The following is a 24,411-nucleotide window of genomic DNA, read 5'->3' as shown; positions in this document are numbered from 1 at the left end:
AGGCTTGCACCTGTGAGTCAATCAACCAAAACCGATGCCAATGACCTTTCCCGCCTGCTCGTCATCGATGGCCACTCGATGGCCTTCCGTGCCTTCTATGCGTTGCCTGCGGAAAACTTCGCCACCGACACCGGACAGCACACCAATGCGGTCTACGGTTTTGTCTCGATGCTCATCAAGATGATCGAACAGCGCAAACCGACCCATGTTGCTGTTGCTTTCGATCTGGACACCCCCACGTTCCGTTCGGAGGAGTACAGCGAGTACAAGGCCGGCCGGAATAAGACTCCTGAGGAATTCCACGGTCAGATCGACCTGATCCAGAAGGTCATGGAGGCGATGAACATCCCCTCGATCACCATGGATGGTTTCGAAGCCGACGATATTATTGCCACCCTCGCCCAGGTCGGTGAAGGTGAAGGCTGGGACGTATTGGTCGTCTCGGGGGACCGTGACGCCTTCCAGCTCATCACCGAGAAGACCACCGTCCTGTACCCGAAGAAGGGTATCTCGGATATCCCGCCGATGGACGCGGCCGCCGTGGAGGCCAAGTACTTCGTCCAGCCGGCCCAGTACCCGGATCTGGCCGCTCTGGTCGGGGAAACCGCAGACAACCTGCCGGGGGTCCCCGGCGTTGGACCCAAAACCGCCGCGAAGTGGATCAACCTCTATGGGGGACTTGAAGGGATCCTGGACCAGGCCGAGACGATTAAGGGCAAGGTCGGTGAATCCTTGCGCTCCCACCTGGACGATGTCCGCAGGAACCGCCGGTTGAACCGGTTGCTCACCGACCTGGATCTGCCGGTCGAGCTTGGTGCCCTGGAACTGGAACACCCCAATCAGGACGCGATCGAGGAACTTTTCGACGCCCTGCAGTTCAACACGTTGCGCAAGCGCCTGTTCGACCTCTTCGGTACCGACGACTCCGAACCGGAACCCGAAATGGAAGTTCCCGAACCGGCAGTTCTGGACGGCGCCAAGGCACTGACCAGCTGGTTCCGCGAGCAGGGGGGACACCTGATCGGCGTGCACTTGGATACGGTGCGCTCCGCCGCCGGTGGGGATGACGCGGTGGGCATCGCGCTGGCCGCCGACGCGGCGACCGCCTACATCGAGCTGGAAGAACTCGATGAGGCAGCGGACGGCGCCCTGCGCACCATCCTGGCCAGCGGTGACTACAAGCTGGCTCTGCACGATTTCAAAACCGGCTATAAGTTGTTGGCCGCACGCGGGATGGAACTGCGGGGAGTCGTGGACGACACGATGATCTCGGCCTACCTCATCCAGCCGGATCGCCGCAGCCATGAGCTGGGCGATATCGCCCAGCACCACCTGCGCCTGAACCTCGAAGCCGAGGAACAGGCGCAGGAGGGGCAGTTGGCGTTGGAACTTGAAGGGGCAGGTCATGCGGGGGCAGCCGTGCGGGCCGCCTATATTGTGCGTGAACTGAGCCTGTATCTGGCCGGGCAAGTCCTTGAACGCGGGGCAACCTCCTTGCTGGCAGAAATGGAGCTGCCCCTGTCGGTCGTGCTGGCCCAGATGGAACGCACCGGAATCGCCATCGACGCCCAACAGCTCGATGACCTGTTGGCTGACTTCACCACCACCATCGACGCCGCAACCGCCGAAGCCTATGCGTCGATTGGTCACGAAGTGAACCTCTCTTCGCCCAAGCAACTACAGGTGGTGCTCTTCGAGGAACTCGAACTGCCCAAGACCAAGAAGATCAAAACCGGATACACCACGGACGCCGATTCACTGGCCGACCTGCTGGCCAAGACGCAGCACCCGTTCCTGGCCTCGCTCATGGCCTACCGCGATGCCACCAAACTGCGTCAGACGGTCGAGGGGTTGAAAAAGTCACTCGCCGAGGACGGCCGGATCCACACCACGTACGCCCAGACCGTCGCGGCCACCGGGCGGCTGTCATCGCTGAACCCCAACTTGCAGAACATCCCGGTGCGCAGTGAGGCCGGCCGACGGATCCGCGAGGTCTTCGTGGTCGGCGAAGGATACGAAACCCTGCTCACGGCCGACTACTCGCAGATCGAAATGCGCATCATGGCCCACCTCTCAGGGGACGAGGCCCTGATCCAGGCATTCAAGGACGGGGAGGACCTGCACCGGTTCGTCGGTTCGCATGTCTTCGGCGTCGAACCAGCGGAGGTCACTGCCGAAATGCGCGCCAAGGTCAAGGCCATGTCCTACGGGTTGGCCTACGGGCTCAGCTCCTTCGGCCTCTCCAAACAGTTGAACGTCCCCGTCGACGAGGCCCGTGGGCTGATGAAGGACTATTTCACTCGTTTCGGATCCGTGCGCGACTATCTGCGTTCCGTCGTCGACCAGGCCCGCAAGGACGGGTACACCTCCACCATTGAAGGACGCCGGCGCTACCTGCCCGACCTGGCCAGCGATAACCGCCAGCTACGGGATATGGCCGAACGCGCTGCATTGAACGCGCCGATCCAAGGCTCGGCTGCGGATATCATCAAACGTGCCATGCTCGGCGTCGACGCCGGACTGCGAAAACAGAAACTGGGTTCACGGATGCTCCTCCAGGTCCATGACGAACTGGTCCTTGAAGTTGCTCCCGGTGAACTTGAAGCCGTCACCTTGCTGGTTCAGGATCACATGGGAACGGCTGCAGAACTTTCGGTCCCGCTCGATGTCCAGATCGGCACCGGGCACAGCTGGCAGGAGGCTGCCCACTAATGAATATTGCGACCACTCAGACCAACGGTCTGCGCCATGAACTCTTCGACGCGGGAGTCCTGCCGGCCGCCGGCGAAGCCGAGCCGGCCCCTGACACGCGCACCGCCAACTGGTTCCGCGCGGTCCGTACCGGATTCCACGACCAGCCCTACACCACCGCCGAAGCTGCGCGTATCGCCGCCTCCTACCGGGTCGACGGACGTCGACTGCTGGGGGTGTACGACGACGATGCTCCGGCTCCGTCGCTGGATCCGGGGATCCCGGTGGCCACGTTCGCCGAATTCAACAAGACGCTGAATACCGGTGCCGGACGCATGCTCGACAGCCACCTCATCACCGTGGTCACCGTCCGCCCGAGCCACCGCCGGCGCGGCATCCTGCGGGCGATGATGACCGATTCGCTGGACCGCGCCCGCGCTGCGGGACTGCCCATGGCGGCGCTGACCGCGACGGAGGGCACCATCTACGGCCGGTTCGGTTTCGGCCCGGCCACCAGCCTGGACACGGTCAAGGTCGACGTGAAGGGTGGGCTGAATATCGTGGCAGAGCCCGAAGGTACGGTCATCACCGTGGCACCCTCGTCCTTGCTCGACCTGGCGCCTTCACTTTTCGCCGAGTTCCATGCAACCCACCGCGGTTCCATCGGACGGCAGGAGGCCTACACCCTGCGGGCCACCGCCCGGTTGGGTCCCGAAACGGCCAAGGACGATCCGGCACTGAGGGCCGCGGTGTACCTGGATGCCTCCGGGGTCGCCCGGGGTTTCTTGACCTATGCCTTCGCCGGCTGGGATACCACGCCGATGACGATGGAGATCCGCGATCTGGTGGCCACCACCGCTGTCGCCCGGCGGGAGCTCTGGCGCTACCTCGGGGCCCATGACCTCATCGAGCGGGTCATCTATGACGCTGCGGCCCCCGACGACCCGTTGCCCTGGTCCCTGGATGATCCGCGCAAGGTGGCCGTTACCGAAACGGAAGACCTGCTGTGGCTGCGCATCCTCGATGTACCCACGGCCCTGGCCGCCCGCGAATACGCGACCGACGGGTCCTTGCGTCTACGCATCACGGACCCGCAGGGGTATACGACGGGAAATTACCAGCTGGTCGTTGAGGCGGGAGTTGGGTCGGTTCAGGTCGAAACTGATCCCTCCGAACCCGCGGATCTGGAATTGGATATCTCCTTGCTGGGATCGCTGTATTTGGGTGGTACCGGTGTGCGGACGTTGGCAGCTGCGGGGCGGGTGCGCGCCAGGAATGACGAAGCCGTGGAGCGTGCGGCACGGTTACTGGACCTGGGCCGAGCCCCTTACGCGATCAACGGCTTCTAAGTCGGCTCCCGAGCCCGTTTCTGCCCGCGAAGCAACGGCAGGATCGGCGCCGGGAGCGACGCGCCCGACGTTTTGACCGCTCGTGTGCAGGGGACTAAACTGATAAGGCGACTGCCGGGGTTTTTCATGCCCTGTCTCGCAATGATTTCAGTTCCACCTTCGGAATATGCCGGGACTTCCGGCTTTCCGACTGACGTTTCTATCCACATCGGAGCCCCTACTACATGACCATCACCTCCAACGAGAAGACCGGTACCCCGCAGGTCGCGATCAACGACATCGGTACCGCTGAAGACTTCCTCGCAGCTGTCGACGCCACCATCAAGTACTTCAACGATGGAGACCTCGTTGAGGGCACCGTCGTCAAGGTCGACCGCGACGAAGTCCTGCTCGACATCGGTTATAAGACCGAGGGTGTCATTCCTTCCCGCGAACTTTCCATCAAGCACGATGTTGATCCGGGCGACGTTGTCGCCGTCGGCGACAACGTCGAGGCCCTCGTCCTCACCAAGGAGGACAAGGAAGGCCGTTTGATCCTGTCCAAGAAGCGCGCACAGTACGAGCGTGCCTGGGGCGACATCGAAAAGATCAAGGAAGAGGACGGCGTCGTCACCGGTACCGTCATCGAGGTGGTCAAGGGTGGGCTCATCCTGGACATCGGCCTGCGCGGCTTCCTGCCGGCATCGCTGGTTGAAATGCGCCGTGTGCGCGATCTGGCTCCGTACATCGGCCAGGAAATCGAAGCCAAGATCATCGAGCTGGACAAGAACCGCAACAACGTGGTCCTCTCCCGCCGTGCCTGGCTCGAGCAGACCCAGTCGGAGGTTCGCTCCACGTTCCTCAACAAGCTCGAAAAGGGTCAGGTCCGTCCGGGCGTTGTCTCCTCCATCGTCAACTTCGGTGCCTTCGTGGACCTGGGCGGCGTCGACGGACTGGTGCACGTCTCCGAGCTGTCCTGGAAGCACATCGACCACCCGAACGAGGTTGTCGAGGTTGGCCAGGAAGTCACCGTCGAGGTTCTCGAAGTCGATCTGGACCGCGAGCGCGTCTCCCTGTCGCTGAAGGCGACCCAGGAAGATCCGTGGCAGACCTTCGCCCGGACCCACGCCTTGGGCCAGGTCGTCCCCGGCAAGGTCACCAAGCTGGTTCCCTTCGGTGCGTTCGTTCGCGTCGAAGACGGCATCGAAGGCCTCGTGCACATCTCGGAGCTGGCCGTGCGCCACGTCGAGCTGGCCGAGCAGGTCGTCTCCGTTGGTGACGAGCTCTTCGTCAAGGTCATCGATATCGACCTGGAACGCCGTCGCATCTCGCTGTCGCTGAAGCAGGCCAACGAGGGCGTCGACCCCGAGGGTACCGAGTTCGACCCGGCACTGTACGGCATGGCCGCCGAGTACGACGAAGAGGGCAACTACAAGTACCCGGAGGGCTTCGACTCGGAGACCAACGAGTGGCTCGAAGGCTACGAGACGCAGCGCGCCGTCTGGGAGCAGCAGTACGCCGACGCCCAGGCCCGTTGGGAAGCCCACAAGGAGCAGGTTGCAGCACACCTGGTCCAGGACACCACGGCACCCGAGGCCGGCGGGGGAGCGGGCGAATCCGCATCCACCAGCTACTCCTCGGAGGCCCCGGCAGAGGACGCCGGCACGCTGGCTTCCGATGAGGCCCTCGCCGCACTGCGCGAGAAGCTCACCGGAGCCTAAGCAGCATCTGCCCGTCGGTGAATCCCTGATTCCCGGCAGCAATTGAGAAGGACCCCCGCTCCAGCGATGGAACGGGGGTCCTTTTTATCGTGCATCGGGCGATCGTGGTCTGGACCGGTCAAGGCGGGGATCAGCCCCGGGTGGAGACGGTGACCGTGAACTTTGGGTTACGGGCCACCTGACGGGTGGGGCCCACCAGCCGGGCCAGATATGCCCGGTAGCCCAGCTGCGAATTCCAGACGCACCATAATTCCCCGCCCGGGGCCAGGACCCGGCCGGCATCGGCGATGAGCTTCAACGCAATGCCGGCATGGACGGCATTGCCGACATGGAAGGGGGGATTTAGCACCACCAGTTCCCGCGAGGCATCGGGCAGGGTCGAGAGAGCATCGTCGCGGATCGTTCGGACCCTGTCGGCGACACCGTTGGCTTCGGCGCTGGCCCGGGTGGAGGCGACGGCGGATGCCGACTGGTCGCAGGCCAATACCCGTTGTGCGGGCCGGCTGAGGGCGAGGTAACTGGCGATGGTGCCGTTGCCGCACCCCAGGTCCACTGCCTCGGGCGCGGAGCGGGCCTCGCTCAGATGTGGCAGCAGGAAACGCGTGCCCGGATCAAGCTTTGCGCCGCCGAACGTGGCACCAAAGGCCCGCAGTTCCAGCGGCCGTGGCAATCCGACATCGTGGTGGGAAGCCAGCGGGAAACGCGCCACGACTGCCTTGCTGCTGGTGCGGGGAGCCGCGGCGGTGAGCACCCGTGACTTCCGCGCCCCCAGGCCGGCGCTGACGTGGCTGAAATGGCGTTCGAGGACGTCATTCATCGCTGTGGACATGTGTTTGCTGCGCCCTCCGGCCAAGAGCACCACCTCGGGGTCGGCATGTTCCGCCGCCAGGGCCGCAATCTCTTCCAAGGCAGCCAGCGATCTGGGAAGTTGCACGATGACCAGTCGGGCTCCGGCGAAGAGCTCGGCTCCGAGCGGCATCCGAGTGAAGCCGGGCGGTTCCATGTCGGCAGAACCGTAGCCGGTCCGCCCGGCATTGGCTTCGATGGCTTGTTCGCCCGAAAGCGTATCCTGGTGGACCCGGACACCGCGGGCCCCGGCTGCCACGGAGCCCAAAACCAGAGCCCCATAGTGGTCGTTGACCACCGTCGTCGTCCCGTCCGAGGCGGCTAGCCCGTAGTCGGCAGCCGTATCGAGCAACAGGAGGTCGGCGCCGTCGTACGCCTGCAGTTCGGGGGATTCAATATCGGGCCAACGTCGTAGCCCCTCGGGAACCGTGGCGCTCATCGGTGCCCCGCCACGGCAATATCGGTCCATTCGGTCCCGTAGTCGACGGCAGTTCCTGCCCCGGCGGTCAGCGTAGCCAGCCGCCCGGTGAAATCGTGGGCCGCGGTGGGCCCGTCGGGGACCGCGACCCGCAAGGTGGCGGACAGGGGCCCGTAGTCGGTTCCCAACACCGTGGTGCCGTCCTGACGCAGCTCGTTTTCCCATCGCCCGGCCTCGGCGTGGGGGGCGTCGATGGAAAAGACGGCCATACGTCGTCGCGCAAGGAGGCCGGCGCTGTCCATGGCCCCCGAGACGGCCTGGGAATAGGCGCGCACGAGGCCCCCGGCGCCCAAGAGGACACCACCGAAATACCTGACCACGACGGCGGTGACATCACTGAGGTCGCACGCCCCCGAGGGCATTTCCCGTTTGAGCAGGGCTTCGAGCATCGGCAGGCCGGCGGTCCCCGAGGGTTCGCCATCGTCACTACTGCGTTGTACCACCCGGTCGGGTCCCAGCAGAAACGCCGAACAGTGATGCCGTGCGTCGAAATGTCTGCGGCGCAGTTCGGCGATGAATTCGCGGGCCTGCGCTTCGGTGCTGGTGCGGCGCAGATAGGTGAGGAAACGGGAACGCTTCACCTCCAGCTCAGCCTGGTGATCGCCGGCCAACGTGGTGTATTCCACCACTGCACTTCCCGTTTCGCCCATCCGGTCAGTCTAATGCGCGTTCGCGGGCCGGGGCTGCGGGGCACGGCCCGTCGGGCTGCCGGGTGCCCACGTCACCCGTAGACTCTCCACCATCGGGTGGTTCGACGGCCGCTTGCACCAGGTGCGTGGGCCCAGCCGGATGGCAACTGCGTCATCCTGACACCGGACAAGCCAGAGGAAACGAGGATATCGTGGACGTTGTGGTCATTGGCGCGGGCCTGGCGGGACTGCGAGCCGCCGGACTGGCTGTCGGCCAAGGACATGAGGTCACGGTGCTGGAGGCCACGCACCGGGTCGGTGGACGGATCGATACCGAAGTCATTGATGGTTTCCGGTGCGACCGTGGATTCCAGCTCTTGAACCCCCGCTACCCCGAGGCGCGACGCGCGTTCGATCTGGAAGCCCTGGGCCTGCACGCCTGGGGACGTGGTGTCGCGGTGCGCGGCGACGATGGGCTCGACGTCCTGGCTGATCCGCTCCGCCATCCGTCCCGTCTCCGGGGACTGGTCAGCGGCTTGCTGGCGCCCCAGGATGTGCTCGCTGCCCTGCGATGGGTGCGCAGGGCCGGTGATGACTCGTTGTCGCTCCACGAATCCCTGGATGGAGCGGGGTTCTCGGCCTCGTCGCGAGGGATCATTGGCCGGTTCTTTTCGGGCGTCCTCGGGGATCCCAACCTTGACGTCTCCGCCCGCTTCGCCCGTCGACTCGCCGGATACTTCGCCTGGGGAACCCCCGCCTTGCCGGGGCAGGGAATGGTGGCGATCGCCCATCAGCTGGCCTCTCCCCTCGCGGAGCGCATCCGGTTCGGATACGTGGCGGAGAGCCTGACCCGCCAGGCAGATCGCTGGACCGTCAGCTGTGCTTCGGGAGAACGCTTCACCGCCGACCGGGTTGTGGTCGCCGCCGGTCCGACGGCGAGCGCCCGGCTGCTCGGCGACCCGGCCCCGCAGCTGCACTCCCTGACGACATGGTGGTTTTCGACGAAACACCAGCCCAGCCGGCTGCCGTTCCTGCATCTTGATCTGCGCGCCGGCGCGCGGCTCGCCCACACAGCGGTGGTCTCCACCGTCTGTCCTTCCTACGCCCCGGCGGGGTGGCATCTGGTTCAGGCGACCGCCGTGGGAGCACATGGACTGGGCGACGAATCGGCGTTGAGTCAGGCAGCAGCCATCCTCGGTGTCCAGAACCCCGACTGGCAGCTGCTCGTCCGCCATGACATCAGGGACGCCCTGCCCGTTATTTCCCCGGGGCATACTCCACCGAACAGTGCGTTGGACGGCGTCCTCCTGGCCGGTGATCACCACGAAGCTTCCATCCAGGGTGCGCTGGCCAGTGGTGCGGCGGCTGCCGCAGCGTTGGAAAGCGGAGGGCCAGCCACTCATGCTGCGCCGAAGACTTCCGACACCTTCGAAGTGCGGCTGCGCCGACCCGGTGATGCTGCCACCTTGTGGGCGCGACTCACGGATCTGGACACCCACAGTGCAGCCATCCCGTTCACCAGCGTGACCCCGCGGGGTGCCCGGATGAGCGAGCGCTTGGCGTTCGTCGGGCTGACCCGGCTGGGTCCTTTGACGCTGTCCGACCGGATGCTGGTGCGCCGTGCCGAGGCCCCCACGGGCGACCGTCCCGGCAGGTTGGCCGTGTCGAAGTTCGGACCCGTGGCCGGCGAGGTCGAGGCCACCGTCGAGCAGCATGGCTCCGACGTGGAGGTCGTGTGGCGCCAAAGCCTGCGACCCTCTTGGCTTCCACGCCCGCTGAGACCGGCTGGCGCGCTGGTCGCGAAGGCCGCCTATTCGGTGGGTCTGCGCAAACTGCTGGCGTGACCGGCCTACCGGACGCGCAGGGGGACCTGGTTGCCATAAGCTGGGACCATGCTTGATGTTGGACTGACCGGCGGGATCGCCTCGGGAAAATCTGCGGTGGCCACGCGCCTCGTGGAACATGGTGCCGTCTTGATTGACGCCGACGCCATGGCCCGCAGGGCCCTCGAACCCGGTACCGAGGCGCTAGCCTCGGTGGTGGAGGCCTTCGGCGCGGAACTGCTTGATTCGAAGGGCCGCCTGGACCGTCCACGGCTGGGAGGCATCGTCTTCGCTGACCCCCAGGCCCGTGACACGCTCAACGGGATCGTCCACCCCCGGGTACGCGCCGAAGCGGCACGGATCCGCGCCGAAGCTGCGGCCCAGGAAACGAGTCACCGGCCCGTGGTCGTCGTTCAGGACATCCCACTGCTCGTCGAAACCGGTCAGGCGGGCTCCTTCGACATCGTCGTCACCGTACAGGCTCCCCGCGCCGAACGAATCCGCCGCATGATGGAGGATCGAGGAATGAGCCAGGAGGACGCCGTCGCCCGGATGGCTGCCCAAGCCTCCGACGAGCAGCGGGCCGCCGTGAGCGATGTGGTGCTTGAGAACTCCGGCAGCTTGGACGAGCTCCGCACAGCAGTGGATGAGTTGTGGACCGGAACCCTGCAACCACAGGCCCTCCGTTCGGTCGTGACCCCTGGGGTCAACGAATGAGACGACAGGGCCCGGCCGCGACCTACCGGTTCGGCTCGGGGATGAAATGGGTGACCTGGTTGTTCATCGCCACCGGTTTTCTCTGGGCGGTGGCTATCGTGTTGTGGCTCGTCGCGGGTGGCCGGGTGGAGTTCACGACCGGGGAAGCACCGTGGAGCTGGCAGGTCTTGGTGCCGGCGTGGATGACCTTAACCGGCATCGTGTTGGCCCTGGGGGGATGCGTGGTCTTCGCGCAACAGATATTCGTGGCCATCTTGGGCCGTTTCGAACACGACGGTCTCCTCGACGGCCCTGCCAGAACCGGCAAGGGGCGCCGTCCCGGCGCCTGATCCTTGCCCTCGGCACCGTCGTCGTGCCCCGAACCACCACGGGGTTTAAGCCCACAGCCGTAGGCGTGCGTGCGCCGTGGCGCACAGCGTAGCCTTGGTCCTATGAGTCTTGCCCAGGAGATCAACCGCGTCGTCGCCCCCTTCGAAGTCATCAGTGATTTCGAGCCGGCGGGGGACCAGCCGCAGGCCATCGCCGAACTCGCCGAACGGATCAACGGCGGGGAGAAGGACGTTGTCCTCCTCGGGGCGACGGGTACCGGTAAAAGCGCAACAACTGCCTGGCTCGTCGAACAGGTGCAGCGCCCGACCCTCATCCTGGTGCAGAACAAGACCCTCGCAGCCCAACTCGTCAACGAGTTCCGTGAACTGCTGCCCAATAACGCCGTCGAATACTTCGTCTCCTACTACGACTACTACCAGCCAGAGGCCTACGTCCCGCAGACCGATACCTTCATCGAAAAGGACTCCTCCATCAACGAGGAGGTCGAACGGCTGCGGCACTCGGCGACCAACACGCTGCTGACCCGCCGCGACGTCGTCGTGGTCGCCACCGTCTCCTGCATCTACGGGCTGGGCACTCCGGAGGAATACGTCGCCGGCATGGTCACCCTGCGCAAGGGGATGGAGATGAACCGGGACGAGCTGCTGCGCAAATTCGTTTCCATGCAGTACGCCCGTAACGACATGGATTTCCACCGCGGGACGTTCAGGGTGCGGGGGGACACCGTGGAAATCATCCCGATGTATGAGGAACAGGCGCTGCGGATCGAGTTCTTTGGCGATGAGATCGAACAGATCCACACCCTGCACCCTTTGACCGGTGACGTGATCCGTGAGGAAGAAGAGATGTACATCTTCCCCGCCAGCCACTACGTCGCCGGACCCGAACGGATGAACCGGGCCATTAAGGACATCGAGGACGAACTCCAGGTGCGGCTGGAGGAACTCGAGGGACAAAACAAACTCGTCGAAGCCCAGCGGTTGCGCATGCGCACCACCTACGACCTGGAAATGATGCAGCAGATGGGCTTCTGCAACGGCATCGAAAACTATTCACGTCATATCGACGGCCGCGGGCCCGGCACCGCCCCGCACTGCCTGCTGGACTACTTCCCCGACGACTTCCTGCTCGTTGTCGACGAATCACACGTGACGATCCCGCAAATCGGCGCCATGTACGAAGGGGACATGTCGCGGAAGCGCACTCTGGTGGAGCACGGTTTCCGGTTGCCCTCGGCGATGGACAACCGTCCGCTGAAATGGGACGAATTCCTGGAACGGATTGGACAGACCCTCTACCTCTCGGCCACTCCTGGCAAATACGAGCTGGGCAAATCCGATGGCTTCGTCCAGCAGATCATCCGACCCACCGGCCTGCTGGACCCGGAGATCATCGTCAAGCCGACCAAGGGCCAGATCGATGACCTCCTCGAGGAGATCCGGAGCCGCACCGCCAACAACGAGCGCATCCTGGTGACCACGCTGACGAAGCGGATGGCCGAGGACCTCACCGGCTACCTCACCGAACATGGGGTGAAAGTCGAGTACCTCCACTCCGACGTCGATACGCTGCGTCGCGTCGAATTGCTGCGCGAACTACGGATGGGAGTCTTCGACGTACTGGTGGGCATCAACTTGCTGCGCGAGGGCCTTGACCTGCCAGAGGTCTCCCTCGTGGCGATCCTCGACGCCGATAAGGAAGGCTTCCTCCGCTCAGGGACGTCACTGATCCAGACGATCGGACGCGCCGCTCGCAACGTCTCCGGTCAGGTGCATATGTATGCCGACCGGATCACCGATTCGATGGCCCACGCGATTTCCGAAACCAACCGTCGCCGTCAGATCCAGGACGCCTACAACAAGGAACGCGGTGTCGACCCGATGCCGCTGCGCAAGAAGATCGCCGACATCACCGACCAGCTGGCCCGGGAGGACGCCGATACCCAGGAACTGCTCGATAACCAGCGACTCGCCAAGGGGGCCCGACGTTCCAAGTCCACGGCGGTCCAGGCAGAGTCCAAGGTCCGGAAGGACGGGCTGGCCGCTGCACCGGCCGAGGACCTGGTGGATCTGATCACCGATCTGACCGAGCAGATGCATGGGGCCGCCGAGGAACTGAAATTCGAATTGGCGGCACGACTCCGCGACGAAGTCGGGGACCTGAAGAAGGAGCTGCGCCAAATGCAGCAGGCAGGGCACGCCTGATCCGGGACGGAGCCCGAAGACCGTGGGGTAGGATTGTCTCGGCGTAGGGGAGTATCCCGAACACTGTGGACGTCAACACGCATGGCAATGCCGCCATGCCGGGCACAGTGGCCGATCCCGAACTGGGACGGCGGAGAGACTTGCGGCAATGCCCCATGTCCCCTGCCGGCGCTTCCTGCGCCCTGAGAGGTTACCGTGTCGGAACATCTGACCACCCAATTTGAAGTTATTTCCCTGACTGCCCTGGGCCTGATCCTGCTGTTCGATCTGCTCTATGTGATCAAACGCCCCCATGAGCCTTCCATGAAGGAAGCCGGCCTCTGGGTCGGCTTCTACGTCACCCTCGCACTCGTCTTCGCCGGGGTGCTGTTCTGGCAGGCTGGCCCCGATTATGGCCAAGAGTTTGTTGCCGGTTGGATCACCGAATACAGCCTGAGCGTGGACAACCTCTTCGTGTTCATCATCATCATGGCGCGCTTCGCCGTACCGCGGAAGTATCAGCAGGAAGTGCTGATGTTTGGCATCATCATCGCGCTGATCCTCCGTGGTGGGTTCATTCTGGTCGGTGCGACGCTGATTGAACATCTGACCTGGATCTTCTACATCTTCGGCGCCTTCCTGCTCTGGACCGCGTGGAAGCAGGCCACCGACAGCGACGACGACGAAGGTGAAGGCGAAAGCAGCCTCGTCGCCAAGGTGACCGCCAAGCTCCCCGTGGCCAAGCACTACGACGGCAATAAGCTGCGCACCACCGTGGGCGGCAAGCGGATGTTCACCCCGATGGTGCTGGTCTTCATCACGATTGGCATGACCGACCTGCTCTTCGCTGTCGACTCGATCCCCGCGATCTTCGGTCTCACGCAGAGCCCGTTCATCGTCTTCACGGCCAATATTTTCGCCCTGATGGGATTGCGCCAGCTCTACTTCCTCTTGGGCGGGCTGATGGAACGGCTCATCTTCCTCAAGCACGCCCTGTCGATCATCCTGGCGTTCATTGGGGTCAAACTGATTTTCCACGCCATGCACGAAAACGAGCTGCCCTTCATCAACGGCGGCCAGGGCATCGAGTGGATCCCGGACATCAGTACGGGTCTGTCCCTGATCGTTATCGTCGCGACCCTGGTCATTGCGACCGTCGCCAGCCTGTACAGCCCGGCGGGCAAGCGGGCGGCCGCTGAGGCGAAGGCCAGGACCGCTGCCGAAAAGCACGACGAGGGCGACATCTAGCACCACTCTGCAGGCCGCCGGGGAGCCCCGGCGTTGGTAGGCTAGCGCGGTGAGTCAGAACCTTGGCACCGCACCGGTGCCCTCAGTGCCGCGCAACCACCAACGCCGCGTGGTCCTCTCCCTGTCGTTGGCCCAGCTCTTCAGCGGCCTCGGCAACGGATCGGGGCTTGCCCTCGGCTCGCTGATGGCGGTGGATCTGACCGGAAGCAATGCCTATGCCGGGGCCACGACGATGGCGATCTCCGTCGCCGGGGCCCTGACCGCTTTGCCTTTGGCCGGTCTGGCCATCCGCCGAGGGCGCCGGGTGGCGCTCTCCGCCGGCATGCTCATTGCTGCCGTGGGTGCCTTGGGTATGCTGCTGACACCGGTCCTGGAGAGTTTTCCGCTCTTGCTGGTCTCTGCGGCATTATTGGGCGTCGGCAACGCCGCCAACCTCCAGGCCCGTTTCGCAGCGACCGACCTCGCCGAACCTGCCACCCGCGGCCGAGACCTTGGGCTGGTGGTCTGGGCCATCACGATCGGGGCGGTCACCGGACCGAATCTGATCGGCCCGGGTGCCGCCATGGGCCGTTCCCTGGGGTTGCCCGACGAGAGTGGGCCCTTCATCTTCTCCATGGCCGGAATGCTCATCGCCGTCCTGATCCTCAATATCGGGCTGCGGCCGGACCCACTGCGGATGTCCCGCGAACCGGGAGCGCCGGCACCGGTACGACCCTCGCTGGGTGGGGGACTGTCGGTGCTGCGGCATCATCCGGCCGCCCGGCTCGGTGTCACCACCATTGTGATCTCCCACCTGGTCATGGTCGCCGTCATGTCCATGACCCCGGTGCACTTCAAGGACCTGGACGCCATCGCCGCGGGGGCGAGCGGGGGAGCCATGGCCGGACACCACGCGAGCCTGGACGTCCTGGTGCTCATCGGGTTCACGATTTCACTCCACATAGCTGGCATGTATGCCCTCTCGCCGTTCATCGGGATTCTGGCCGATCGGTGGGGGCGCCGGCAGACGATGCTGGCCGCGCAGGCCGTGTTGGCCGCCTCCCTGGTGTGTTGTGCCGTGGGGGCGGCCAGTCAGCTGGCCGTGACGGTGGGGCTGGTCCTGTTGGGCGTGGGCTGGTCCCTGGCCACGGTCGCCGGTTCCGCGTTCGTCTCCGAAAGCGTGGAAGCCGGCCACCGGGTTCCCGTCCAGGGGCTGTCCGATGCCCTCATGGGTACCGCCGGAGCCCTCGGCGCCGCGGGCTCGGGCCTGGTGCTCGCCGTCTGGGGCTTTGCCGGGCTGAACGTGGCCTGCCTGGTGCTGGTCCTGCTCGTCGCCGCCGGGGGAGTCGCCGAACTGCGTCGACACCGCCGGGCCATCTTGGAGATCGGATACGACGACGTCGTCTCCGGATGAGTCGCCGGAAACGCTCAGTCGGCCTCGTTGGCCGTTGCGGTCTCAGTGGTGTCACTGAGTGGTTTCGTCATACCCAGTAGGCGCGCGAAGATGCCCGCCCCGTCGTCGGCGATCCCATCATGGTGGAAGTCGGCGGTCTCCCAGACGCGCAGGCCCCTGACCTTTTCTGCCGTTGCCCGGCTGATGTCACGGTCCACGTACACATCATCGGCGTACACGGCAGCGGCCACCGGTACCGTGGTGGCCGCGAGCTGTTCGAGGTCGTAGAGGGCCGGCCACTGTTCATACTCTGCGAGGATCCGGGCCACGTCCTCCAATGGACGCAGGAACGGGTCCTCCCTGAAGTACCAGCTGTAGACCATTTCGCCGGTCAGTAGCGGCTCGGCGGAGGCCGGATCGAAGTCCGGGAACTCGGAGGCGACGCGTTCTGCGGCCCAGTTGGTGGCCCGAGCGTTCCCATAAATAGATTCGTGCAGCAGCGCATAGAGCGGATTCGGGCCTCGACTGGCCTGTTGGAAAAGCACCGACGTAAAGGAGTCCGACAGCCGCGGGCCGTCCACGGTCGGGATAAACGCCGATTCGAAGACGAAATGCAGCTGGTCCATGCGGGTGTTCCCACCGAGGAACTGGCCCAGAAGTTGGACGAGGCCGCCGGTGATCACCCGCCCGTCGGGGAGCTGCTCATGCTCCTGTTCGACGTGGCGCATGATGCGATTCAGGACCAGACGGTCTTCCGGATAGCGAGCGAAATACTCGGCATTGCGCGCGGACATCCGTGCATAGGTCGCCCGGTAGACCTCCTCCGGGCCTCCGTCGACGGGACCCAACCCTCCGGTGACCAGGCAACGGTCCAGTGATTGTGGGGCCAATGACAGGTAGGTCAGTGTGCAGAATCCGCCGAAGCTTTGCCCGAAGGTGCTCCACGTGTCGATGCCCAGCTCGGCACGGATGGCTTCGGCGTCACGCACGATCGAATCGGCGCGGAAATGCCTCAGATACGAAGCCTGCGCCGCGGCATCACCCCGCAGGGGCAAGGATTGCCGGTTGGCCGGCGTGCTCAACCCGGTTCCGCGCTGATCCAACAGCAGGATCCTGAAGCTCTTTGCCGCCTCGGCCATCCACCCTGTCAGCGAGGAAACCCGGGGGCTGGCAGCCCCGGGACCGCCTTGGAGATACAGCAACCAGGGTAGCTGGCCGGGATCTTCATGGTCCACGGAGGAGATCTCGCGGGCAAAGACGGTGATGGACTCACCGCCGGGCTGGCCATGGTCCAGCGGGAGGGTGAAATAGTGTTCGGTGGCGCGTAGGCCGCGGAACTCGTGGGTGGCGGACACACGGTGCATCAGAGCGGTCATGTGATCAACACTACCGGCCATGGGGCCGGGCACCGACGTCTAATGATCGGTGGTGGCGCCTAGGGTGGGGATCGCCGTGGCCACCGGGGGTGGGGCCGAAGCACCCACCGTCTTCCATCGACAGAAAGAGGGCCGAACCCATGATGGGAGGTCACCACGCAGCCAGTGGCGCAGCCGTCTGGATCGCCGTGACGACGCAGCCGGTCATGAGGCTGGGACCGGTGGCCGAGTCCTTCTCCTTCCTTCCCCATCAGAGCGTCTGGGGGTTGGGCCTTCTCGAGGTGACACCTGCCGGGGTACTTGCCGGGGCCCTGGTGTGTGCCGGGGCGGCACTGCTCCCCGATGCTGACCATCGACACGCCAGCATTGCCCAGTCGCTGCCACCGGTGTCGAACCTCATGTGCTCCGGGATCGGCCGGGTGGCCGGTGGACACCGCAACGGCACGCATTCCCTCCTCGGGATCGCCGTCTTCACGGTGATCGCCTACGTGCTGGGTCTTTGGGAGGTCCATTCCCCGCGGTGGGGCACGGTTTTCCCCGGCGCAGGCCTATCGGCGGTGCTGTTGATCGCCTTCGCACTAAAAGCCTTGAAGTTCATCCCGGACGCCATGCGCAAACTGCCGTGGGTGATGTCCATTCCCGCCGGGGCCTTCGTCGCCCTCTTCGCCCCCGAGGCACAGTACTGGTTCGTATTGGCCGTCCTGTTGGGGACGGTCACCCATATTGTCGGGGACCTGCTGACCGTTGGGGGCTGCAATCTGCTGTGGCCGCTCCGGCTGCGCGCTCCACGGAAGCTGCGCCGGTTCCCCTTCCTGCGCCAGATCTGGCGTCCCAGTGGACGGCTCGCCGTCCCGGTCCTGGGAGTTGCCGGGTCCTGGCGCGAATGGCTGCTCTGCGTACCGGTCTCGCTTTACGCATCCTTGGGGATCATGATGCCGGCCGTGGACCTGGCAGTGGCCGGTTCCAAGCCGTTATACGCGGTGTTCCTCCCCTGAATGGCGGTATGGGCTAGTCGAGCCGGCCCACACCCGTCACGGTCACCACTGCCGTGCCCGCCTCATCCGAATCCGCCAGGTTGATCACCGAGTCGATGCCCCAGTCGTTATTCCCCGCAGGATCCTTGAAGATCTGCCTGACTTTCCACTCGGTGGGGCTCGGGGTGATGATCAGCAACTGGGGTCCGCGGGCGGCCGGGCCGTCGTCGATGTCATCGTGCTCGTCGAAATAGGCGTCCATGGCGTCAGCCCAAGCATCGGCGTCGAACCCATGGTGCCCGTCGAGCTGCCCCAGGGTCTGTTCCTGCTCATCGGCAAAGAGCTGCACGCGGCGGAACATCTCGTTGCGGACCATCACCCGGAACGCCCGCTCGTTCGAGGTCAGTCGGTCGGGCTGCGGTGGGGTGATGTCCGCGCCGGGGTCTTGAGGCATTTCGCCGCTGGAGAGCTTTTCCCACTCGTCAAGAAGTGAGGAGTCGGTCTGGCGCACCAGCTCGCCCAACCACTCGATGAGGTCCTCGAGGTCTTCACGCAACGCGTCACGAGGCACCGTCTGGCGTAGCGCCTTGAAGGCGTCGGTGAGGTAGCGCAGCAGGATTCCCTCGGAGCGCGCCAGCGAATAGAACGCGATGTACTCCCCGAAGGACATGGCCCGCTCATACATATCGCGGACCACGGATTTGGGTGAGAGTTCGAAGTCCCCCAACCAGGGGGCACCACTACGGTAGGTTTCGAAGGCCTCGCCCAGGAGCTCGGCCAACGGCTGAGCGTAGGTAACTTCGTCGAGCGCGTTCATTCGCGCCTCGTACTCCATCCCCTCGGCCTTCATCGCGGCCACGGCCTCGCCGCGGGCCTTCTTCTCCTGGGCGTTGAGGACCTGGCGTGGCTTTTCCAGCGTTGCTTCGATGATGGAAACCACGTCGAGGGCATAACTGGGTGATTCCCGGTCCAGGATCTCCAGGCTGGCCATGGCGAACGGGGAGAGCGGCTGGTTCAGGGCGAAGTTCTGCTGCAGTTCCACCGTCAGGCGCAGCAGGTTGCCGTACTCATCGGGTGCATCGAGGCGTTCAACCACCCCGGTGGCCAGCAGTTCGCGCAAAATCCCCAGGGCCCGGCGCAGCAAGGCACTCTGCCGGGCCGGCGGCTCATGGTTTTCGGTCAGCAGCCTGCGGGCGGCAGCGAAGGAGTTCCCCTCACGTTCGAGCAGGTTCAGCAGCATTGAATGGGTGACCTTGAATGAAGAGGTCAACGGTTCGGGAGTGGAGGCCACCATCTTGTCGAAGGTCTTCTCCGACCAGGAGACGAAACCCTGGGGTGGTTTCTTCTTGACGACTTGGCGCAGCTTCTTCGAATCGTCGCCGAACTTGGCGACGGCCTTGTTCATCGACTTCTTGTTCTCGATGGCGAACTCGGGGGCCTGGACGACGACGGTTCCCGCGGTGTCGTAGCCGGCGCGTCCGGCCCGACCGGCGATCTGGTGGAACTCGCGGGCATTCAAGGGGCGGGTGCGGATGCCGTCGTATTTGGACAGTGCCGTCAGCATCACCGTGCGAATGGGCACATTGATGCCCACCCCGAGCGTGTCGGTACCGCAAATGACCTTGAGCAGGCCCGCCTGGGCCAACTGTTCGACCAAGCGACGATATTTGGGCAGCATACCGGCGTGGTGGACGCCGATCCCGTGGCGGACCAGGCGGTTCAGCGTCTTGCCGAAGCCCGTGGCGAAACGGAATCCGGCGATCAGTTCGGAGATCCTGTCCTTCTCCTCGCGGGAGCAGACATTGATGCTCATCAGCGACTGGGCTCGCTCGATGGCTTCGAGCTGGCTGAAGTGCACCACGTAGACGGGGGCCTGCTGGGTGGACAGCAGTTCCTCCATGGCCTCCTGAACCGGCTCCTCGGAGTAGTAGTAGTGCAGGGGGATGGGGCGCTCGGCGTTGGCTACCGTGGTGGTGTGCCGGCCCGTGAGTTGGGTTAGTTCGTCCTCGAATCGGGTGACGTCCCCCAGGGTCGCGGACATGAGCAGGAACTGCGCCTGGGGCAACTCCAGCAGCGGGACCTGCCAGGCCCAACCGCGTTGCGGGTCGGAGTAGAAGTGGAACTCGTCCATCACCACGGGGCCCAGATCGGCGTCGTCCCCTTCGCGCAAGGCGATGTTGGCGAGGATCTCAGCGGTGCAGCAGATGATCGGTGCGTCCTGGTTCACCGAGGAATCCCCGGTGACCATCCCGACGTTCTCGGCCCCGAAGATCTCGCAGAGGGCAAAGAACTTCTCGGAGACCAGCGCCTTGATCGGGGCCGTGTAGTAGCTGCGTTCCCCCCGGGCCAACGCATGGAAGTGAGCGGCGACGGCCACCAGCGATTTTCCGGAGCCGGTGGGGGTCGCCAGGATGACGTTGTTCCCCTCGACCAGTTCCATCACCGCTTCGTCCTGCGCCGGGTATAAGGAAATCCCGCGATCCTCCGCCCACGAGAGGAAGGCGGCATAGGTCGATTCGGCGGTGGCCCCACGGGGCGGGGAATCAGGCAGCAAGTCGGTAAGATTCATGGTCCCTCCAGCCTATCGCCCAGCGGGCCCACCGTCGGCGCGGACCCATCCCAGCGGGCATCGGCCGGAATAGGCTGGAGTGATGAAATGGAATCCTGCCGCCTACGTCCAGTTCGCCAGCCACCGTGACCGCCCCTTCTTCGAACTGATCGCCCGGATCGATGACAACGTGCCGGCGCGGGTCGTCGACCTGGGCTGTGGCCCGGGACCGTTGACTGCAGCCCTGGCCGATCGGTGGCCCGAAGCCCACGTCACCGGCTTGGATGCCTCACCGGAGATGATCGACAAAGCCACTGCAGATCACCAGCGGCCCCGGCTGGACTTCGCCGAAACCGATGCCGCGACCTGGACCCCCGAGGCGGAGACCGACATCCTCATCAGCAATGCGATGATGCAGTGGATTCCCGGACACCGTGAGCTCATGGCGGGATGGCTCGATGCCCTGAAACCGGGGGCATGGTTCGCCGCTCAGGTTCCGGGGAACTTCCAGGCCCCCTCGCACGCGTTGATGCGTGAACTCGCCGCCACGCCGTATTGGGCCGACCGGCTCCAGGGTTTGGTGCTGCGCCAGGACGCCGTCGCAGAACCAACCACGTACCTGCGCCTGATGCTCGAACATGCGTTCGAAGCTGATGTGTGGGAGACCACCTACGAACAAATCCTCCGTGGACCCGACCCGGTGCTCGACTGGGTGCGTGGCACGGCGCTGCGCCCCATTCTCTCGGTGCTGAACGACGCCGATGCCGCCGAGTTCGAAGCGGAGTATGCCGCGTTGGTCCGGGACGCCTACCCGCCCTTCACGGGCCCCGAGGGTGAACTGCTGACCATCTTCCCGTTTCGTCGCATCTTCATGGTCGGACGCAAGGAGACGGCCAGTAGGTTCGGGTGAACCAGCAGGGGCAAGCTCGCGATTTGAAGCAGACGGAGCAGCCCCTCCCCGTGGTGCCGGTTGGAGTCCGGTAGCTCATATCCGAGGAAACCTATGGCGGCTCGCGACCGCTAGTCACCGATCCCTGCGCACTGCGTGGGGTCTCCCTGCGGCTGGTGCGTTCTATCGATCAGCCAATTGATCCCGTTCCAATGCATTTCGTACGCGATGGTCCAGTCCGAGCAGTCCTGTTGACCACCCTTGCTGTCCTCCATGTTCTGCAAGGTCTGCAGTTGGGCGAGGGCTACGACGTCGTCTCCGTATCCACTGACATCGACCAGATTGAATCCGGTCCAATAGGAAGAAGCGAGACCTTCCTGCCATGTCTGCAGCCCGTCCATGCGCTGCTGCATTTGAGGAGTGAACATATCGAAGGCCGCGTCGTAGGCGCCGTCATTAATGCCCTGCCCGTGGGTTTGCAGACTCTGGGCAATGTTCGCTGCCTGGTCGTGTTCAGACTCGATGTTGACCTCAACATCGACGCTGCCGGCTATGGCATCTTCGCAGGTGGAAACCGCAACCGGAACGTTTCGTTGCTGCCATGCCTCGACGGCCTGCGCCGTACGTGGCCCGGAGACAGCGTAGGCCATGCCGTCGACGGACCGCTCGCCGCGTTGGTCCGGGCGCAGGCTCACGACACCAACAACGGCACCATCCTGTGTGATGAGCGGGCCGCCGTCACAAGCAAATCATCCGCGATCAGGAAACCCGAGCCGGTGACTCCGCTTTCGCCGGTGACGACGTGGATTTTTGCTATGCCACTGGTGACCTCCTGCGCAGTCTCTGGCCATGTGGCGGCGGGATCATTGGACGGGGCCGGCGTCGTAGGTGCCTGACTCCTTGGCGGCGCCGGGGCCTCCGACGCTGGGGGAGTGGAAGCTCCCGGCGACGAGGAGCCTTCGGGCGCCAGCACCGCTGCCTGCGGCGAGACGGTCACCGTCACCGGTGCTGGCCCCCGGATAAGGCGCTGCAACCAGTGACGGCCGTTACGCTGATGGCTCCCAGCACGCCCCACCGGTAGGTGGTTCGGGTCCACGGCTTCATGTCGGCCCAACTCCTGATGGTTAGAGCCGCCCGACGGTCGTGGTGGACAGCGCGAAAGTCCCCTCATCCTCGAGCGATCACCCCGGTAAAACCAGCATGTCTCGTGCCGGCGATCCCGATGGTGGACCGCCTGGTCAGCGATGACCGTAGGCGCCGCCGCTGCTGATCTGGGCCTGTTGGCGTGCATTGAACCTGCGTACATCACCGGCGAGCGTGAACAGGTCAATGATCAACATGACCCAGACGGCAATGATGAGCAACCACCCAACCCAGACCAGGGTTAGCAGTCCGCCGACGAAAGTGAGGCTGAGGTAGGTGACCCCCATACCAACCTTGTCCACGTAGAACTTATGGATCCCGAGGCCGCCCAAGAAAATGAGTAGAACGTAGGCGAGCCCGACACTTTTGGGATTCATGACCGTGATGTGGGTGACCTGGTGGGGCGGGACCGGGGACAGGGGGCCGGAGTCCGGTGACGGAGTCTGGTGATAGGCCGTGCCATGGTCCTGGCCGCTGTTTTCGGACTGGTTGGTGTCAGACATGTTTCCCCCAAGGATGGATGTGAATGTGAGTTACTCCATAGAGCGTACTGTTCTCCGAGGTTTTTGGTTCCACCTGACTGCTGTCTGGATTCTCAGGAGACCGTCCCGGGGACATGGCAACCAGATGGCGTGGACGGCCAGCTCTACCAATCCTTCCCGTGCCGTGTCAGGGGTGGTAGAGCTGGGGTCAGCACCGACGGAACACCGCACAGGAGGAACCGGCCATGGAAAACCCACTACCCCGCGCCTACCAGAGCTATCTGGAGGGGGCCGAACCAGCCTTCCTCGATACCGTCAGACCCGTCATGCAGGAATCCGTTGCCGAAGGCGAGTACGGGGTTCTCGTGAGGTTCCTCGGAACTGGCGTCCAAGCCCTGGTTTCGGAGACGGTCCCGTTCGGAGAGGTCCGGGAACTGCATCACGAGTAGGGGCGGCCAGCCAGCGGTCTACCAGCCGCGCTGCTTCCATTCAGGGAGCTGAGGGCGCTCGGCACCCAGCGTCGTGCCCTGACCGTGACCCGGGTGGACGAATGAGTCATCCGGGTACTGCCCAAAGAGGCGCTCGGAGACGTCCTCATACAGGGAGGCGAACCGGTCGGTATCGCCTTCGGTGTTCCCCAGCCCTCCAGGGAAGAGGCTGTCACCGCTGAAGATATGCGTCGGGCCCGAGGGGTCCTCGTAGATGTAGGCGATGGAACCCGGCGTATGACCCCGCAGATGCACGGTTCGCAGATCGAAGCCCTCAACGTTCCCGATATCGCCCTGGCCGAGGATTACATCGGCTTCTACTCCCGTGGCCGCACGAATACCTTCTGCGTCCTCGGCCCCGCAGGCCGTCCGCGCGCCGGTCTCATCGGCCAGCTCCCGGAGAGCCCGCACGTGGTCCCAATGTTGGTGGGTGGTGGCGATCAATTCCAGATGCGGGGCCACCGACGCATCTGCGGCGGCGTCGTGGATGAGGCCGCGGAGTGCCGACGCCTCGTCGGCCGCATCGATCAGCACCTGCGCGCCGGTCCGCTTATGGGTGATGAGGTAGGCGTTGTTGTCCATCGACGAAACGGACACGCGGCGGATGGTGACCTCCGCCAGGTCATGCAACAGCGAATTCTCTGGGCTCATAACGCCAGCCTAGGCGCTGCTCGGAACGAGGGAAAAGTGGTGACGGGTACTGTGGGTGCACCCGCAGCAACGGCCAGCGACCGGCCCGGATCCCCAAGGAGACCCAGTGAATGACGACGTCTTGGACTTTGTCGCCATCAGCAAGGACGGGCCGGCGAACCCGTACGACCAGATCCGCCAGCAGATCCTCGGAGCCATCGGCTCGGGGAGGCTGGTCCCGGGAACCCGGCTGACTTCGGTGCGGGCGCTCGCCGGACGTCTGGGTGTTGCCGTGAACACGGTCGCCCGGGCCTACCGTGAACTTGAACAAGCAGGGGCTGTTGAAACCCGCGGACGTCACGGAACCGTCGTGCTGGCTACGGGCTCCGAGGGGGACCGCAGGCTTGCTTCAGCGGCCCAGGAATTGGCGACGGAAGCCAAAAGTTGGGGCGTCGGCGAGGACCGTGCCGTTGAATTTTTGCGGGCAGCCTTCCGCGTGCAGTGAACACCTCAGG

Annotated in this window: 20 protein-coding genes; 13 read left to right on the top strand and 7 right to left on the bottom strand. The window is 64.5% G+C overall.

Annotated elements, in window-relative coordinates; all coding sequences use genetic code 11:
* Positions 1-78: 78 nt before the first annotated feature.
* The 3 genes from polA to rpsA all read left to right on the top strand — a co-directional run bounded on the left by polA (position 79) and on the right by rpsA (position 5,740).
* A complete protein-coding gene (polA, locus tag CIK75_RS00740) occupies positions 79-2,712 on the top strand; it encodes a DNA polymerase I (protein ID WP_241895174.1) in 2,634 nt (877 codons plus the stop codon).
* The gene (locus CIK75_RS00735) at positions 2,712-4,040 is read left to right on the top strand and encodes a GNAT family N-acetyltransferase (RefSeq protein WP_087000938.1); all 1,329 of its coding nucleotides are present in this window, start codon (positions 2,712-2,714) and stop codon (positions 4,038-4,040) included. Before polA ends, CIK75_RS00735 begins: the two co-directional genes overlap by 1 nt.
* 224 nt (positions 4,041-4,264) lie before the next feature.
* Positions 4,265-5,740, top strand: coding sequence for a 30S ribosomal protein S1 (gene rpsA / locus CIK75_RS00730; protein WP_087000940.1), 1,476 nt, complete (start codon positions 4,265-4,267; stop codon positions 5,738-5,740).
* A 130-nt stretch (positions 5,741-5,870) separates the two neighbouring features.
* Here rpsA and CIK75_RS00725 read toward each other — a convergent pair whose 3' ends face one another.
* Entirely contained in the window at positions 5,871-7,025 is a 1,155-nt protein-coding gene (locus CIK75_RS00725) for a class I SAM-dependent methyltransferase (RefSeq protein WP_087000942.1), read from the bottom strand.
* Positions 7,022-7,714, bottom strand: a complete 693-nt coding sequence (locus tag CIK75_RS00720) for a YigZ family protein (protein ID WP_087000944.1) — start codon at positions 7,712-7,714, stop codon at positions 7,022-7,024. Before CIK75_RS00720 ends, CIK75_RS00725 begins: the two co-directional genes overlap by 4 nt.
* A 191-nt stretch (positions 7,715-7,905) precedes the next feature.
* On the opposite strand from CIK75_RS00720, the gene CIK75_RS00715 reads away from it, so the two are divergent.
* The 6 genes from CIK75_RS00715 (at position 7,906) to CIK75_RS00690 (ending at position 15,387) form a co-directional block, all read left to right on the top strand.
* Positions 7,906-9,537: an FAD-dependent oxidoreductase gene (locus CIK75_RS00715; RefSeq protein WP_158225841.1), complete on the top strand. Its 1,632-nt coding sequence runs from the start codon at positions 7,906-7,908 to the stop codon at positions 9,535-9,537.
* Between the two features lie 48 nt (positions 9,538-9,585).
* Positions 9,586-10,233: a dephospho-CoA kinase gene (coaE, locus tag CIK75_RS00710; protein ID WP_087000948.1), complete on the top strand. Its 648-nt coding sequence runs from the start codon at positions 9,586-9,588 to the stop codon at positions 10,231-10,233.
* Positions 10,230-10,562 carry a hypothetical protein gene (locus tag CIK75_RS00705; RefSeq protein ID WP_087000950.1) on the top strand — a complete coding sequence of 111 codons (333 nt, stop codon included), beginning with the start codon at positions 10,230-10,232 and terminating at the stop codon, positions 10,560-10,562. The genes coaE and CIK75_RS00705 overlap by 4 nt, the downstream gene beginning before the upstream one ends.
* 102 nt (positions 10,563-10,664) lie before the next feature.
* Positions 10,665-12,767, top strand: coding sequence for an excinuclease ABC subunit UvrB (gene uvrB / locus CIK75_RS00700; protein WP_087000952.1), 2,103 nt, complete (start codon positions 10,665-10,667; stop codon positions 12,765-12,767).
* A 195-nt stretch (positions 12,768-12,962) separates the two neighbouring features.
* Positions 12,963-13,994 carry a TerC family protein gene (locus CIK75_RS00695; protein ID WP_245806714.1) on the top strand — a complete coding sequence of 344 codons (1,032 nt, stop codon included), beginning with the start codon at positions 12,963-12,965 and terminating at the stop codon, positions 13,992-13,994.
* A gap of 49 nt (positions 13,995-14,043) precedes the next feature.
* Positions 14,044-15,387 (top strand): MFS transporter, encoded by a 1,344-nt coding sequence (locus CIK75_RS00690; protein WP_241895169.1) that lies wholly within the window; start codon positions 14,044-14,046, stop codon positions 15,385-15,387.
* A 14-nt stretch (positions 15,388-15,401) separates the two neighbouring features.
* On the opposite strand, the gene CIK75_RS00685 is transcribed toward CIK75_RS00690, so the two are convergent.
* A complete protein-coding gene (locus CIK75_RS00685) occupies positions 15,402-16,742 on the bottom strand; it encodes an alpha/beta fold hydrolase (RefSeq protein ID WP_087000954.1) in 1,341 nt (446 codons plus the stop codon).
* A 140-nt stretch (positions 16,743-16,882) separates the two neighbouring features.
* On the opposite strand from CIK75_RS00685, the gene CIK75_RS00680 reads away from it, so the two are divergent.
* The gene (locus CIK75_RS00680; RefSeq protein WP_087000956.1) at positions 16,883-17,737 is read left to right on the top strand and encodes a metal-dependent hydrolase; all 855 of its coding nucleotides are present in this window, start codon (positions 16,883-16,885) and stop codon (positions 17,735-17,737) included.
* A 13-nt stretch (positions 17,738-17,750) separates the two neighbouring features.
* On the opposite strand, the gene CIK75_RS00675 is transcribed toward CIK75_RS00680, so the two are convergent.
* Positions 17,751-20,285 carry a DEAD/DEAH box helicase gene (locus CIK75_RS00675; RefSeq protein WP_087000958.1) on the bottom strand — a complete coding sequence of 845 codons (2,535 nt, stop codon included), beginning with the start codon at positions 20,283-20,285 and terminating at the stop codon, positions 17,751-17,753.
* An 82-nt stretch (positions 20,286-20,367) separates the two neighbouring features.
* On the opposite strand from CIK75_RS00675, the gene CIK75_RS00670 reads away from it, so the two are divergent.
* Positions 20,368-21,174 (top strand): trans-aconitate 2-methyltransferase, encoded by an 807-nt coding sequence (locus CIK75_RS00670; RefSeq protein WP_087000960.1) that lies wholly within the window; start codon positions 20,368-20,370, stop codon positions 21,172-21,174.
* A 110-nt stretch (positions 21,175-21,284) separates the two neighbouring features.
* Here CIK75_RS00670 and CIK75_RS00665 read toward each other — a convergent pair whose 3' ends face one another.
* Both CIK75_RS00665 and CIK75_RS00660 read right to left on the bottom strand, forming a co-directional pair.
* Entirely contained in the window at positions 21,285-21,848 is a 564-nt protein-coding gene (locus CIK75_RS00665; protein WP_087000962.1) for a hypothetical protein, read from the bottom strand.
* Between the two features lie 543 nt (positions 21,849-22,391).
* Positions 22,392-22,799 (bottom strand): TM2 domain-containing protein, encoded by a 408-nt coding sequence (locus tag CIK75_RS00660; protein WP_087000964.1) that lies wholly within the window; start codon positions 22,797-22,799, stop codon positions 22,392-22,394.
* Positions 22,800-23,023: 224 nt separating this feature from the next.
* Between CIK75_RS00660 and CIK75_RS00655 the strand changes: the two genes are divergently transcribed.
* Positions 23,024-23,227 (top strand): hypothetical protein, encoded by a 204-nt coding sequence (locus CIK75_RS00655; protein WP_087000966.1) that lies wholly within the window; start codon positions 23,024-23,026, stop codon positions 23,225-23,227.
* An 18-nt stretch (positions 23,228-23,245) separates the two neighbouring features.
* Here the strand turns inward: CIK75_RS00655 and CIK75_RS00650 are convergent, their stop codons facing one another.
* Complete coding sequence (locus tag CIK75_RS00650; RefSeq protein ID WP_087000968.1) at positions 23,246-23,917, bottom strand: MBL fold metallo-hydrolase; 672 nt, start codon at positions 23,915-23,917, stop codon at positions 23,246-23,248.
* A gap of 106 nt (positions 23,918-24,023) precedes the next feature.
* Here CIK75_RS00650 and CIK75_RS00645 point away from each other — a divergent pair, with 106 nt between their 5' ends.
* A complete protein-coding gene (locus tag CIK75_RS00645; protein ID WP_087000970.1) occupies positions 24,024-24,401 on the top strand; it encodes a GntR family transcriptional regulator in 378 nt (125 codons plus the stop codon).
* Positions 24,402-24,411 lie beyond the last annotated feature (10 nt).

It is taken from the genome of Glutamicibacter sp. BW78, assembly GCF_002332245.1.
GTDB lineage: Bacteria > Actinomycetota > Actinomycetes > Actinomycetales > Micrococcaceae > Arthrobacter_H > Arthrobacter_H rhombi_A.
This window is presented reverse-complemented; position numbering and strand designations above follow the sequence as displayed.

Bases quoted from the DNA above. Each gene is read 5' to 3' on its own strand.
- CIK75_RS00675 (WP_087000958.1), bottom strand. From the start codon at position 20,285: ATGAATCTTACCGACTTGCTGCCTGATTCCCCGCCCCGTGGGGCCACC.
- CIK75_RS00655 (WP_087000966.1), top strand. From the start codon at position 23,024: ATGGAAAACCCACTACCCCGCGCCTACCAGAGCTATCTGGAGGGGGCC.
- uvrB (WP_087000952.1), top strand. From the start codon at position 10,665: ATGAGTCTTGCCCAGGAGATCAACCGCGTCGTCGCCCCCTTCGAAGTC.
- CIK75_RS00720 (WP_087000944.1), bottom strand. From the start codon at position 7,714: ATGGGCGAAACGGGAAGTGCAGTGGTGGAATACACCACGTTGGCCGGC.
- coaE (WP_087000948.1), top strand. From the start codon at position 9,586: ATGCTTGATGTTGGACTGACCGGCGGGATCGCCTCGGGAAAATCTGCG.
- CIK75_RS00670 (WP_087000960.1), top strand. From the start codon at position 20,368: ATGAAATGGAATCCTGCCGCCTACGTCCAGTTCGCCAGCCACCGTGAC.
- CIK75_RS00735 (WP_087000938.1), top strand. From the start codon at position 2,712: ATGAATATTGCGACCACTCAGACCAACGGTCTGCGCCATGAACTCTTC.
- CIK75_RS00680 (WP_087000956.1), top strand. From the start codon at position 16,883: ATGATGGGAGGTCACCACGCAGCCAGTGGCGCAGCCGTCTGGATCGCC.
- polA (WP_241895174.1), top strand. From the start codon at position 79: ATGGCCTTCCGTGCCTTCTATGCGTTGCCTGCGGAAAACTTCGCCACC.
- CIK75_RS00685 (WP_087000954.1), bottom strand. From the start codon at position 16,742: ATGACCGCTCTGATGCACCGTGTGTCCGCCACCCACGAGTTCCGCGGC.
- CIK75_RS00705 (WP_087000950.1), top strand. From the start codon at position 10,230: ATGAGACGACAGGGCCCGGCCGCGACCTACCGGTTCGGCTCGGGGATG.
- CIK75_RS00725 (WP_087000942.1), bottom strand. From the start codon at position 7,025: ATGAGCGCCACGGTTCCCGAGGGGCTACGACGTTGGCCCGATATTGAA.
- rpsA (WP_087000940.1), top strand. From the start codon at position 4,265: ATGACCATCACCTCCAACGAGAAGACCGGTACCCCGCAGGTCGCGATC.
- CIK75_RS00650 (WP_087000968.1), bottom strand. From the start codon at position 23,917: ATGAGCCCAGAGAATTCGCTGTTGCATGACCTGGCGGAGGTCACCATC.
- CIK75_RS00660 (WP_087000964.1), bottom strand. From the start codon at position 22,799: ATGTCTGACACCAACCAGTCCGAAAACAGCGGCCAGGACCATGGCACG.